This window comes from Massilia sp. CFBP 13721, from assembly GCF_014842025.1.
Lineage (GTDB): Bacteria > Pseudomonadota > Gammaproteobacteria > Burkholderiales > Burkholderiaceae_D > Telluria.
The window spans coordinates 1-13,081 of sequence record NZ_JACYUY010000014.1 but is presented as its reverse complement, the minus strand read 5'-3'; the positions used below and the strand labels follow the sequence as shown (position 1 = coordinate 13,081).

The window sequence follows — 13,081 nt, the reverse complement described above, 5'->3', positions numbered from 1 at the left end:
TGTCTCTCGCTTGTGATTATTGGGACTTCAGTTGGAGGGCGGGCGTCACCTGGCAAGCGCGCCAGGTCGGCAGCAAGCCGGCCAGGATCGCGGCCAGCACCGACAGCGCAAAGGTAAAGGCGAGCATGGTCAGGTCCATGCGCGCGACCACCGCCACTTCGCTGCCTTGCATGGCGAGCAGGGCCAGCGCGCCAAAGGCGAGGATCAATCCCAGCACGCCGCCGGCCAAGCCGACCACGGCGCTCTCGATCAGGAACTGGCGGAAGATCTCGCGGCGCGAGGCGCCCAGGGCGCGGCGGATGCCGACTTCGGCGGCGCGCACCGAGAACTTCGCCAGCAGCAGGCCGATCGTGTTCACCAGGCACAGCAGCAGGAAGCCAAAGGCGAGCCAGGCCGACAGTTTGGTGTCCTTGCCGACCACTTCGCGCTCTTCCATCCACTCGGTCACGTTGAACAGGCCATTCGGCGCGGCGCGCTTCATGCGGCCCAGCTTGCGCTGCTCGCTGGCGTAGCTGTCGATGTAGGCCTGCAGCTGGGCGCGGTCGGCGCTGGACGCGGTCTCGAACCAGAACTGGAGCCAGGTGCAGTTCGAACGCAGGGTGCCTTCGTAGCCGGGGTCGGAGCGCTCGGAGCAGTTCATGCCGCCGTTGCGGCTGGCTTCGTGGCGGATCGCGCTGGCCAGCGGCACGAACAGGTCCTCGCCCTTGCCGAACTGCTCGCCGCCGACCAGCCGGTAGTAGCGCGGCTGCGGCACCCACTTGTCGATCACGCCGACGATGGTGAACGGGGTGTTCATCACGTTGATGCGCTGGCCGATCGGGCTGGCGTCGCCGAACAGTTTTTCGGAAATCTCGCGGCTGAGGACGACGACGTCGGCGCCGCGCGCGTCGTCCTGCGCGCTCCAGGCCTGGCCATGCAGGAAGGGCACGTCGAACATGGCGAAGAAGTCGCGCGTCGGCGCCATGCCGGTGGCGGAAAAGACCGGCAAGTCCTTGCGCGGCGGTTCGATCGGCACCGAGATGCCGTACAGGCCGGTGCGGCGCACGCCCTGGCCGCTTTTCAGGAGATTCATCACGTCCGGATAGCTGACCTGGTTCTCGCGCAGCTTGTCGCCGGGTTTGTAGTTGTCGGCCGGCGCCACGTCGAAGACCGGCACGAACAGGCGGTCGCTCTTGTGCGGGATCGGGTCGCCCGACATCATGTGCAGGATCGTCAGCGTCGACACGCTGGCGGCTACGCCGATGGCCAGGGTCAGCACCATCAGGGTGGTGAGGGCGGGATTGCGGCGCAGGCTGCGCAGGCCGAGCTTGAAGTAGTAGCTGAACATGGCGTACTCCTCAAGCAACGGTGGCGGCCAGCGTCGGGCCCTTGCGCACCAGGTCCGACACCTGGCCGTCGATGATGTGCACGTTGCGGTGCGTGCGCACGGCCAGTTCCGGATCGTGCGTGACCATCAGGATGGTGGTGCCGGCCGCGTTGATCTCTTCCAGCAGCTCCATCACGCCGCGCGCCATTTGCGTGTCGAGGTTACCGGTCGGTTCGTCGGCCAGCAGCAGTTTGGGAGAACCGGCCAGCGCGCGCGCGATCGCCACGCGCTGCTGCTGGCCGCCCGACAGCTCGGCCGGGAAATGCTTCATGCGCGAAGCCAGGCCGACCTTCGCCAGCGCGTCTTCGATGCGCTCCTTGCGCTCGGCCGCGTTGAAGCCGCGGTAGCGCAGCGGCACGTCGACGTTGTCGAACAGGGAGAGGTCGGGGATCAAATTAAAACCCTGGAAGATGAAGCCGAGCTTTTCGTTGCGCAGGCGGCTGCGCGCATCGTCGTTCATGCCCTTCACGTTGACGCCGTCGAGCACGTATTCCCCGCTGGTGAATTCCTCGAGCAGGCCGGCGATGTTCAGGAAACTGGTTTTGCCCGATCCGGAAGGGCCGGTGACGGTCACGAATTCGCCCTGGTTGACCTGGATCTCGAAGCCGCGCAGCGCGTGGGTCTCGATCATGTGGGTGCGGTACACCTTGGAGAGGTTGGTCATGCGCAGCATGGGATGTCCTTTCAGGAGGAAGTTTTTAATTAAGCGAAATGCGGTTCGCGTTCTCGAAGGTGTCGGTGCCGGCGACGACGACCCGGTCGCCGGGTTTCAGGCCTGAGACGATTTCGACGGCGGAGATGCTGGTGGCGCCCAGCTGGATCGGGGTGCGCACGGCGATGCCGTCTCTCACAACGTAGGCGAAGCGTCCGCCTTCGCTTTCGACAAATGGGCCGCGCGGCAGCATGACGACGTTCGGCTTTTCCTCGATCAGGAGGCGCGCGGTGACGCGCTGGCTCTGGCGCAAACCCTTCGGTTGGGCGCCGTCGAAACGCACCCGCGCCAGCACCTGGTTTTTCACCACTTCCGGCGACAGGGCGACCAGCTTGCCGCTGGCAGTGCCGGCGGGCAGGGCGATTTCGGCAGTCATGCCCAAGCCCATGTCGGACACATAGGTCTCCGGCACTTCGAGTTCGACTTCCAGCCGAGAGAGGTCGACCAGCGTCATCAAGGGTGCGTTGGCCGCGACCACCATCCGGTTCTGCACGTTCAGGGTGCCGATGAAACCGTCGACCGGGGCGCGCACGGTGAGTTCGTCGACGCGGCGCTGGGCGTTCGCCATCGACAGGCGCGCACGTTCCATCTCGTTGCTCTTGGTGCGGATCGCCAGGGCGACGTCGTCGCCTTCGAGGGTGGCCGCTTGCGTGGCGTGCCTGGCGCGGATGCCGGCCGAGTTCAGCGCATCTTTCGCTTTCTGGTAGTCGATCTTGGCGATCACGCCGACCTGCGCCACCGACTCGTAGCGCTCCAGCGTGCGCTGGGCCGACAGGCGGTCGATCTCGGCGACGTCGGCCTCGCGCTGGGCGAGCAGCTTCTGCTTACGGGACAGGATCTGCTGGCGCGCGACTTCCGCCTTTAATTGTTCATAGGTCGACTGTTCGCGTTTCAGGGCGTCGGACAGGTCGGGCGATTCGAGCACGGCCAGCACGTCGCCGCGTTTCACGGTATCGCCGGCCGCGACTTTTAAATTGACGGTGGCTGGCGCGGTCGAGAACAGGGTCGGGCTGACGGCGGCGACCACACGGCCGTTGACGGAGGCGTCGCGCACCAGCGTGCCGCGGCCGACTTCGGCGATGCGCAGGCGGCTGGCATTCACCGAGTGTTCGCTGTTGCTCCAGCTGGAGAGCAGCAGGGCGGCAACGGCGGCGATCGCGACGGCGCCACCGGCCAGCAGCGAGCGCCGTTTGATGGCTTGTCCGGGCGGCGCGGCGACGACGGTGTCTTGATGGGATGTATCGCGGATCATGGTGGTGTCGATAACGAAGTAATGCTGTCGTTATTGCACGATCCGTGCCAGAGGCTAAGTGCTTGATTTTATTCGGTGACCGCGCCGGCGGACGGGTGTCCGGGGTGTCCGTATGGTCGCGTCCGTACGTACGCGGACAGGGCGTGTCCGCGTGTTGTGGCGCTATTGGTATGCATGATCCGCGTGGACACAAGTGTCCACCCTACGAGAAACGGTACGTACCCGGGTTTTGTATGATCTCGCCGTTATCGGTGACCGTAGGATGGGCACCCCGTGCCCATGCGGATTCAAAAAACCGATAACAGAGCAGGCAACAGCCCCACGAACCGTCGCCTACCGTCCTTTACTTCTGCGGCTTCTGCTTCTGCCCATACTTCCCGACGATCTCCCCCTTGCCGATCACATGCCCCTGCATCGCCTTGAGCAAGGTATCGCGGTCCGAACCGAACGGCACCTCCAGGATCGCATCGAGCGCATAGACCTGGAAGTGATAATGGTGCGCCGCCTCGCCCACCGGCGGCTTGGGACCGTAATAGCCCATCGAACCGCGCGTATTCCTGCCCTGCAGGACGCCCTCCGGCTCGGTTAGGCGCGGCTGCTCCTGCACGCCTTCGGGCAGGCTGGTGACGGTGGCGGGGATGTTCCAGGCCAGCCAGTGGACAAACGGCGTGACCGGTTTCGCGTCCGGGTCTTCCATGATGATGGCATAGGACTTCGCGTTCGGCACCGCCTTCCACGCCAGCGCCGGCGAAACGCCGTCGGCATATTCGCTGTACTTCTGGTCGAGCATGCCGTTATTTTTGAAGCTGGGCGAACTGACGGACAGGACGCCGGACGATTGCGTCTCCGCGCGCTTGTTTGCCAACGGTACATTATTCCCCTTGTTGGCCTGCTCTTTCATCGGCCCCGCCGGTGGCATCGCTGCTGCACCCGCAGGAGCATTGCCGCTGCCCGTATAAGCGATGCGGTAGATCACGCCATTGCCATCGTCCGCCATCAGCATCGAACCGTCTTTCGCAAAGGCCAGGCCGACCGGGCGCGCGATATGGGTCTTGCCGCCGTCGGTGAGGAAACCGGTAACGAACGGTTCGATTGCTTTCGGCTGGCCGTTTTCGAAGCGCACGCGCACGATTTCGTAGCCGGAGGCCGGGTTGCGGTTCCAGGAGCCGCGCATGGTGGCAAAGGCGTCGCCGCGGTACTCGGCCGGGAAAGCACTCTGGTTGGCGAACACGAATTGCATCGGCGCCGCGTGCGCCGTATAACCCATTACCATCGGCGTGGAGCGGTCGCGCCATTGCTGCTTGGTCAGTTCGCCCACCGGCGTGCTTTGCGGGTAGATCTCGTTGTTGCCGTACACGTGAGGCCAGCCGTACATCTTGCCCATCTCGATCTTGTTCAGCTCTTCCGGCTGCGCGTTATCGCCGAGGAAGTCGATGCCGTGGTCCAGGCCCCACAACTCTCCCGTCTGCGGATGCCAGGCGTAGCCGATCAGGTTGCGCAATCCGCTGGCGAAAATGCTGCGCGACTTGCCGTCGTGCGAGGCGCGCAGCAGGGTGGCGTTTTCCGGATTGCTTTCATTACACGTGTTGCAGGTGCTGCCGACGCTGATGTATAGCATGCCGTCCGGGCCAAAGCCGATCGTGCGGTTCGGGTGCTGGCCGCTGTCGGGCAAGTCGCCGATCAACATTTTTAAATCGCCGAGGCGACCGTCCGGCTTGATGTCCGCCGCGAACACTTCCTTGACGGTGATCAGGTACAGCTTGTTGTCGCGGATCGCCAGGCCGTGGGCGCCGGCGCGGCTCGCGACCTGGATCGGTTCGCCATCGGCGCGGCCGTCACCATTCGCATCGCGCAGCAGCAGCACGTCGCCCTGGTCGCGCCGGCTCACATACACGTCGCCATTCGGCGCCACCGCGATGATGCGCGGGTTTTTCAGGCCGGTGGCGAACGGCGTGACCGTGAAACCGCTTGGCGCCTTGATGCCGCGCATGCGCTCGGGCGTCGGATCGACCTTGTTCGGTTTGAAGATGTTGTTGTTGAGGGCCACCTGGGTGCCGTCGCCTTGCTGGGCGTAGGCGCCGGAGACTGCCATGGCGATCAGGGATGCCGCGAGCGCGCGTTTCATCGTGCGTTCCTTTCGAGTCAGTTGAATTGATTAGCTATCAGTCAATGCTGCCAGAGGCGAGGCCGGCGGTATGTGGGCAAACGAACATTGTTTTCAAGGCTGGGATGATCGGGTAAGCGAATCTGCATAAACCGGCTGTTGAAATTTATCAACTTGCTCATACTTACTGTTCAGACAACCTCGTCATTGCCGGGACATCTGCTTGAAAAACCTTGCTGCGCCCTTGTTCGACACCCTCCATAAGGCCAGCGCCGCCGTGCGCCGCTTCCTGCTGCTGCCGCCCGCCACGCCGCTTGATTACCCCTTCGCCGACAGCGACGTGGCGCAATTGCAGCGCGTGACGGCAGGTCCGGACAGCTTCGCCCTCGACGACCAGACCTGGAACGATTTACTACTGGCGCCGTATCTGGCCGGCCTGTCGGGCGAAGTCAGCATCGCCGGGCGTCAGGAGTTATATCGAAGATTGCGCGCCGGTCTGGACGACGGCGAGCGCACCGCGCTGGCCGAGCGCCTGCGCGCCCTGCAGGCCGACCCGGCGCGCATCGACGCAGTGCGCGCCACTTTGCTCCCGCTGCGCCAGGCCGACACCGAAGTCGCCGCCCTGCTGTTCGAAGGAGAGGCGGCAGCGCCGCCGGCCTGGCTCGGCTGGACCTGGCTGCTGCCGCTGGCGCTGCTCGTGTCGATCGCCGCCGTCATCCTCAGCCCGCTAGCCTGGATTGCCTCGGGCGCCGCGCTGTACGTCCTGGTCGCGCTGCAAATGCGTTACCACGAGCGCGTCGACAGCTGGAAGCATGCGCTCAACACCATCCAGTTGCTGCTGGTCGCGACCGCCCGGCTGGGCGAGGAGACAGCGCAGCATGCCGGCCGCCTCAACCGCAGCCTGTCGCGCTCGCTCGCCGCGCGCATCAGCCCCGGCGCCGCCAGTTACGGCGACTGGTTCGCGCTGGCCAACGTCACCCATTACTTCAGGACGAATGCGATCGTGTTCCGCGAACGCGCCTTTATCCGTACCTGCTGGCTGCACTGCGCCGCGCTGGAAGCCGACGTCGCGCTGGCGCGGCACCTGCTGGCGAAACCGGACTGGTGCTGGGCCGAGCGTGCCGCCGAGAGTACGCTGGCGATCGAGGACGGCATCCACCCGCTGCTGGCGGCGCCTGCCGGGCTGTCGATCGCACTGGCAGGGCAGGGCGCCTTCATCTCCGGCCCGAACGGCGTCGGCAAGAGCACCTTCCTGCGCATGCTGGGCCTGAACCTGGTGCTGGCGCGCGCCTTTGGCTTTTGCCATGCGCGCCGTGCGCGGCTGCCGATGCTGCCGGTCTACGCCAGCATGCAGAACGAGGATTCGCTGGAGGGGGGCCAGAGCCTGTACATCAGCGAACTGGCGCGCGCCCGTGCGCTGCTGGCGGCGGGCGCCGGACCGCATCCGGGCGTCTGTCTGATCGACGAGATTTTCAGGGGCACGAACCACGTCGAATCGGTGGCCGCCGCCGCCGCGGTGCTCGACACGCTGGCGGCGCGCTCGCTGGTGCTGGTGTCGTCGCACAACCTGGAACTGGCGAGCTTATTGGAGCACCGGCTGGCGCCGCACTGCCTGCAGCGTGATCCGAAGGGGCGCTTGGTGCTGGCGTCCGGGGTGCTGGACCGGACCAATGGCATCGCGCTGCTGGGGGCGCATGGGTTTGGGATGGAGATTGAGGAGAAGGCGCAGCGGGTGGCGAGTTGGTTGACCGGGTATTTGGGGAGGCCGGAGGCGGGGACGCATGTGTTGGGAGGAAAAATAGTGCCTGGCCGGGCAGCTTGAGTACGCGTGGGCTCGGGGAGCCCACCCTACGGTGCACCGCCGCCCGTAGCAAGTTCATGGAACGGTGGTGCCCGTAGGGTGGGCACTTGTGCCCACGCGGATCAACATATCAATCGCCTGTACAGGCAACAGCACCATGTCCGTTTGAATCACTTGCGCAGCAACGGCGTCCCCTTGTCGATCACTTCGCGGCAATCGCCTTTTATATTCGCATTGTCGTAATCGGCCCAGCCATAGCTGTCGACATAGCGTTTATGGCGCGTCAGCTGCGCGCTGGCGATGCTGCGCTCGAGCGTTTCGCCCGGATAGCGGATATCGCCGAGATCGACCAGCGTATGGAACATGTTCTCGGTCGAGAGCGGCGCCGTGCGGTGGGCGCGCAGTTGCGCCACCTTGTCCGGGAAGCGCGCGCCGTAGGCATCCGAATACCAGGCAAAGGCGGGCACGTGGAATTCGTGCTGGTTATTGTGGCCATGAAAAACCTGGCGGCAGGCGCCGTCGAACAGGGTCTGGCCGTGATCGGCCACGTACATCAGGGCCGCGGCACGGTCGCCCGTTTTCAGCTGCGCTACCAGCTGCGCCAGGAACCAGTCCGTATACAGAATCGAATTGTCGTAGCTGTTGTTCAGCTGCGATTCCATCGAGGTATCAGTTAGAACGGGTTTATGCACGCCGACCAGCGACGGCTTCCACTGGTCGAAGCGCGCCGGATAACGGTGCGCGTAATTCCAGTGGCTGCCCAGCGTGTGCAGGACGATGAGTTTTTTCGGGGCCGGGTCGGCCAGCGCCCGCGCAAACGGTTTGAACAGTACCTCGTCGTAATTCGAATTATCGGTAAAGCCGCCAAGGTTCAGGAATTCGACCGTGTCCGCCTCCTTGGCGAATACGGACACGGGCGTGTCGAATTTGCCGAACGAGATCTGGTTCGACAGCCAGTAGGTTTTGTAGCCGGCTTCCTTGAACGCGGTGAGGAAGGATTTTTCGGTGAACCCATCTTTTAAACTCTGCATCGCCCGTTTGCGCGAAATGATGACCGGCACCGACAGGCGCGTGGCCGAGACCGAGGTGATCAGGTCGCTCATGCTGATCAGGTTCGGCTCCTGCGACAAGAGCGGATTGGTCGGGCGTGCGTAGCCGTTCACACTCCAGCGGTCGAAGCGCGCCGATTCGCCCAGCACCATCACGATCACGTCCGGGGTATTGGCCGGGTCGGCCTGCACCGCATCGAAACGAAAGGCGGCGCTCCTGCGGTGCAGGTCGGCGAGATACACGCGCTCCTTATAAAAATCGAGGCCGCGCGCCACCACCCCGAACGGCCACGACTGGGCGAAGGCCTTGACTTCGAATGGCGGCTGCGTCCAGTGCGGCAGCGGAGGCAAGGTGGAGGGCGCAATCAGGGGCGTGGCGGAGGCCACGTAACGCATTTTGGCAGCCGGGTCGGGTTTAGCCGGCGCTCCGGTCACGCCCACCTTCTGGCCGTAGGCGAACAGCGCGGCGGCAACAATTACCAGTCCGAGCACCAGCGGGCGCGAGCGGTCATTCCAGTCGAAGTCGCGCGTCGTTAACGCGATTCTCCAGGTCCCCGCCCACCAGGCCACCACGCCCACCATCACCGCCAGCATCAGCCAGGCGCGCGCGCCCAAAAACTCCATCGCCTCAAGCGGACTGGTTTCGGCCATGATGCCGAGGTGGTGGGTCGAGATGCCCTGGCCATAGTAGGCGTACAGGTACAGCTCCGCCGGCAGCGCGATGAATGTCGGCAGCAGCAGCCAGTGAAAGTAGGCCGGGCGTTTGAAGACGGCCCAGACGGCGATCCAGGCGAAGACGGCCATGCCCGCCAGCTGGGCCGGGCGTGCCAGCGGCAAGCCGAGGGTCAGGGGAAAGAAGGGCACCGCCGACAGCACCAGGTAAGTGAGCACCAGGGCCAGGTGGGCGGGGCGCGGCAAAGTTCGCATCAGAAGCGGGGAGCAATAAAAGTCGGCTATTATCCGGCTTTTATTGCCGCCAAAGTTATTTCCTGGCTGAGCACACGCGGCCGCACCCAGTGCCAATTGTGTCAGGACTACCACAGCAGTACGCCCGATCGCCCCGGCAGCTGCCCATCAAATCAGCAAATCGGTTGACCGCGGTTTGCGACAAGTCTATACTTGCGAGTTCTCGATTTATTCTGCACTTGGTATACGCATTCGCAGCCGCTCCTTCGGTGAGTGGCTTTCGGCGCCTGTGCTGTCAGACCATCGGGACTAGGTTTCAGTCCCCGGACAGCTTGTCCGGGTTATCAACTGTAGTACTTTGTTGGATTAGGAACGATGCCAACCATCAATCAACTGATTCGCAAGCCGCGCGTTGCCGCGGTTGTGAAGAGCAAGTCGCCGGCACTGGAAAACTGCCCGCAAAAGCGCGGTGTCTGCACCCGTGTGTACACCACGACCCCGAAGAAGCCTAACTCGGCTCTGCGTAAGGTCGCCAAAGTTCGCCTGACCAACGGTTTCGAAGTCATTTCGTACATCGGCGGTGAAGGCCACAACCTGCAAGAGCACAGCGTTGTCCTGCTGCGCGGCGGTCGTGTGAAAGACTTGCCGGGTGTGCGTTACCACATGGTCCGCGGCGCGCTGGATACCCAGGGCGTGAAAGACCGTAAGCAAGCTCGCTCGAAGTACGGTGCGAAGCGCGCCAAGGCCGGCGCCAAGAAGTAATCTGCGGTTCCGGTCATACCGGGGTCACATATAAACGTTAAGTTGAGCCGGCCGGAAGGCCGAGTAAGTGAGTGGTCATGATGGCCCTCGCGAGTGCGGAACAAGCACTCAACTGAAGATAAAGGAATTGAAATGCCACGTCGTCGTGAAGTACCCAAGCGCGAGATCCTGCCAGATCCAAAATTCGGCAATACCGATGTCGCCAAGTTCGTCAACGTCCTGATGCTGTCCGGCAAAAAGTCGGTCGCTGAAAACATCATCTACGGTGCGTTTGAACATATCCAGCAAAAATCGGGCAAGGACCCGCTGGAAGTGTTCGCAGCCGCGATCAACAACGCCAAGCCGATGGTCGAGGTTAAGTCCCGCCGTGTCGGCGGCGCCAACTACCAGGTGCCAGTGGAAGTTCGTCCGGTTCGTCGTATGGCGCTGTCCATGCGTTGGTTGCGCGAAGCCGCAAACAAGCGCAGCGAAAAATCCATGCCACAACGCCTGGGTGGTGAACTGATGGAAGCCGCAGAAATGCGCGGCGGCGCGATGAAGCGTCGTGACGAAGTGCACCGTATGGCTGAAGCGAACAAAGCGTTCTCGCACTTCCGCTTCTAAGCACAAAGCAGTATCTGTTGTTCAGGCCGGGCACATTTTGTTTTCCAAAATGCCGCCCGGTTTTGTCCATTAAAAGATTTAGGAAAAATTATGGCACGCAAGACCCCCATTGAGCGCTACCGCAATATCGGTATTTCCGCTCACATCGATGCTGGTAAAACCACCACCACCGAACGCGTCCTGTTCTACACCGGCGTGAACCACAAGATCGGCGAAGTGCACGATGGCGCCGCGACCATGGACTGGATGGAGCAGGAGCAGGAACGCGGCATTACCATTACCTCGGCAGCGACGACCTGCTTCTGGAAAGGTATGGCCGGTAACTTCGAGCCGCACCACATCAACATCATCGATACCCCGGGCCACGTCGACTTCACCATTGAAGTCGAACGCTCGATGCGCGTGCTCGACGGCGCCTGCATGGTTTACTGTGCAGTCGGCGGCGTGCAGCCACAGTCGGAAACGGTGTGGCGCCAGGCTAACAAGTACAAAGTCCCACGTCTGGCCTTCGTCAACAAGATGGACCGTACCGGCGCGAACTTCTTCAAGGTCTACGAGCAGATGCGCGCTCGCCTGAAGGCAAACCCGATCCCGCTGCAGATCCCGATCGGCGCGGAAGAGAACTTCCTGGGCGTGGTCGACCTGGTCAAGATGAAAGCGATCATCTGGGACGACGCTTCGCAGGGCATGAAGTTCGACTACCGCGACATTCCGGCCGAACTGGTTGATCAAGCCAACGAATGGCGCGAAAAGCTGGTCGAGACGGCTGCTGAAGCGACCGAAGAGCTGATGAACAAGTACCTGGAAGAAGGCGAACTCTCGGAAGCCGAGATCAAGGCCGCTCTGCGCCAGCGTACCATCGCGTCGGAAATCGTCCCGATGATGTGCGGCACCGCGTTCAAGAACAAGGGCGTGCAAGCCATGCTCGACGCCGTGGTCGAATACCTGCCATCGCCGATCGACATCCCGCCAGTTGGCGGTACCGACGAGGATGACCAGCCGGTCACCCGTAAGGCCGACGACAACGAGAAATTCGCTGCGCTGGCATTCAAGATCATGACCGACCCGTTCGTCGGCCAGCTCATCTTCTTCCGCGTCTATTCGGGCATGGTCAATTCGGGTGACACCGTCTACAACCCTGTCAAGAACAAGAAGGAACGCCTGGGTCGCATTCTGCAGATGCACGCGAACCAGCGCGAAGAAATCAAGGAAGTCCGCGCCGGCGACATCGCCGCCGCGGTCGGCCTGAAAGACGCGACCACGGGCGAAACCCTGTGCGATCCTTCGGCCATCATCACGCTGGAAAAGATGGTGTTCCCTGAGCCGGTCATTCAGCAGGCTGTCGAGCCGAAGACCAAGGCCGACCAGGAAAAGATGGGCCTGGCCCTGAACCGCCTGGCACAGGAAGATCCGTCGTTCCGCGTGCGTACCGACGAAGAATCGGGCCAGACCATCATCGGTGGTATGGGCGAGCTGCACCTGGAAATTATCGTTGACCGCATGAAGCGCGAATTCGGCGTCGAAGCAACCGTCGGCAAGCCACAGGTTGCCTACCGCGAAACGATCCGCAAGGCAGTCACCGACGTCGAAGGCAAGTTCGTCAAGCAGTCGGGTGGTCGTGGTCAGTACGGCCACGCCGTGCTGTCGATCGAGCCGCAAGAGCCGGGCAAGGGCTTCGAATTCGTCGACGCCATCAAGGGCGGCGTGATTCCTCGCGAATACATCCCTGCAGTCGAAAAGGGTGTGCGCGAAACCCTGACCAGCGGCGTGCTGGCCGGTTACCCGGTCGTCGACGTGAAAGTCACCGTGACCTTCGGTTCGTACCACGACGTCGACTCGAACGAGAACGCGTTCCGTATGGCCGGTTCGATGGCATTCAAGGACGGCTGCCGCAAAGCATCGCCAGTCATCCTCGAGCCAATGATGGCCGTGGAAGTGGAAACGCCGGAAGACTACGCCGGTAACGTGATGGGCGACCTGTCGTCCCGCCGCGGTATGGTGCAGGGCATGGACGAAATCCCAGGCGGCGGTGGCAAGATCATCAAAGCCGAAGTGCCTCTGTCGGAAATGTTTGGTTACTCGACCTCGCTGCGTTCGGCGACCCAGGGCCGTGCGACCTACACGATGGAATTCAAGCACTATTCCGAAGCGCCTAAGCACGTGATCGACGCAATCGTCACTGCAAAAGCCAAGTAATTAAGCAAGCTAAAGTAATACGCCTTGTCAGCGGCGTCACCGCCGCTGATAAGGCCGACAACAAAACTAATACATCGTTCTTTTAAAGGAAGATCAAAATGGCAAAAGGTAAATTCGAGCGGACCAAGCCGCACGTCAACGTCGGCACCATCGGACACGTTGACCACGGCAAGACCACGCTGACCGCAGCAATCGCAACCGTCCTGTCGAAGAAATTCGGCGGCGAAGCGAAGGCATACGACCAGATCGATGCAGCTCCGGAAGAAAAAGCACGCGGCATCACCATCAACACCGCGCACGTCGAGTACGAAACGGAAAACCGTCACTACG

10 protein-coding genes are annotated in these 13,081 nt (G+C 62.6%); 5 read left to right on the top strand and 5 right to left on the bottom strand.

Going from position 1 to position 13,081, the window contains the following annotated elements:
- Positions 1-16: 16 nt before the first annotated feature.
- The 4 genes from IFT60_RS14615 to IFT60_RS14600 all read right to left on the bottom strand — a co-directional run bounded on the left by IFT60_RS14615 (position 17) and on the right by IFT60_RS14600 (position 5,455).
- Positions 17-1,327, bottom strand: coding sequence for an ABC transporter permease (locus IFT60_RS14615; RefSeq protein WP_192052730.1), 1,311 nt, complete (start codon positions 1,325-1,327; stop codon positions 17-19).
- 10 nt (positions 1,328-1,337) lie between these two features.
- On the bottom strand, positions 1,338-2,039 hold the full coding sequence (locus IFT60_RS14610) for an ABC transporter ATP-binding protein (RefSeq protein WP_192052728.1): 702 nt from the start codon (positions 2,037-2,039) through the stop codon (positions 1,338-1,340).
- A gap of 25 nt (positions 2,040-2,064) precedes the next feature.
- The gene (locus IFT60_RS14605; RefSeq protein ID WP_192052726.1) at positions 2,065-3,330 is read right to left on the bottom strand and encodes an efflux RND transporter periplasmic adaptor subunit; all 1,266 of its coding nucleotides are present in this window, start codon (positions 3,328-3,330) and stop codon (positions 2,065-2,067) included.
- 343 nt (positions 3,331-3,673) lie between these two features.
- Positions 3,674-5,455 (bottom strand): YbhB/YbcL family Raf kinase inhibitor-like protein, encoded by a 1,782-nt coding sequence (locus IFT60_RS14600; protein WP_192052724.1) that lies wholly within the window; start codon positions 5,453-5,455, stop codon positions 3,674-3,676.
- Between the two features lie 202 nt (positions 5,456-5,657).
- Here IFT60_RS14600 and IFT60_RS14595 point away from each other — a divergent pair, with 202 nt between their 5' ends.
- Positions 5,658-7,256 (top strand): MutS-related protein, encoded by a 1,599-nt coding sequence (locus tag IFT60_RS14595; protein ID WP_229510881.1) that lies wholly within the window; start codon positions 5,658-5,660, stop codon positions 7,254-7,256.
- A gap of 149 nt (positions 7,257-7,405) precedes the next feature.
- On the opposite strand, the gene IFT60_RS14590 is transcribed toward IFT60_RS14595, so the two are convergent.
- Positions 7,406-9,211: a phosphoethanolamine transferase gene (locus tag IFT60_RS14590; protein ID WP_192052723.1), complete on the bottom strand. Its 1,806-nt coding sequence runs from the start codon at positions 9,209-9,211 to the stop codon at positions 7,406-7,408.
- Between the two features lie 354 nt (positions 9,212-9,565).
- Here IFT60_RS14590 and rpsL point away from each other — a divergent pair, with 354 nt between their 5' ends.
- The 4 genes from rpsL to IFT60_RS14570 all read left to right on the top strand — a co-directional run.
- The gene (gene rpsL, locus IFT60_RS14585) at positions 9,566-9,952 is read left to right on the top strand and encodes a 30S ribosomal protein S12 (protein ID WP_056336781.1); all 387 of its coding nucleotides are present in this window, start codon (positions 9,566-9,568) and stop codon (positions 9,950-9,952) included.
- Positions 9,953-10,084: 132 nt separating this feature from the next.
- Positions 10,085-10,555: a 30S ribosomal protein S7 gene (gene rpsG, locus IFT60_RS14580; protein ID WP_192052721.1), complete on the top strand. Its 471-nt coding sequence runs from the start codon at positions 10,085-10,087 to the stop codon at positions 10,553-10,555.
- Between the two features lie 90 nt (positions 10,556-10,645).
- Positions 10,646-12,751, top strand: a complete 2,106-nt coding sequence (fusA, locus tag IFT60_RS14575; RefSeq protein WP_192052719.1) for an elongation factor G — start codon at positions 10,646-10,648, stop codon at positions 12,749-12,751.
- A 98-nt stretch (positions 12,752-12,849) separates the two neighbouring features.
- Positions 12,850-13,081: GTP-binding protein (locus IFT60_RS14570; protein WP_229439571.1), on the top strand; the 232-nt coding region annotated here is incomplete at its 3' end.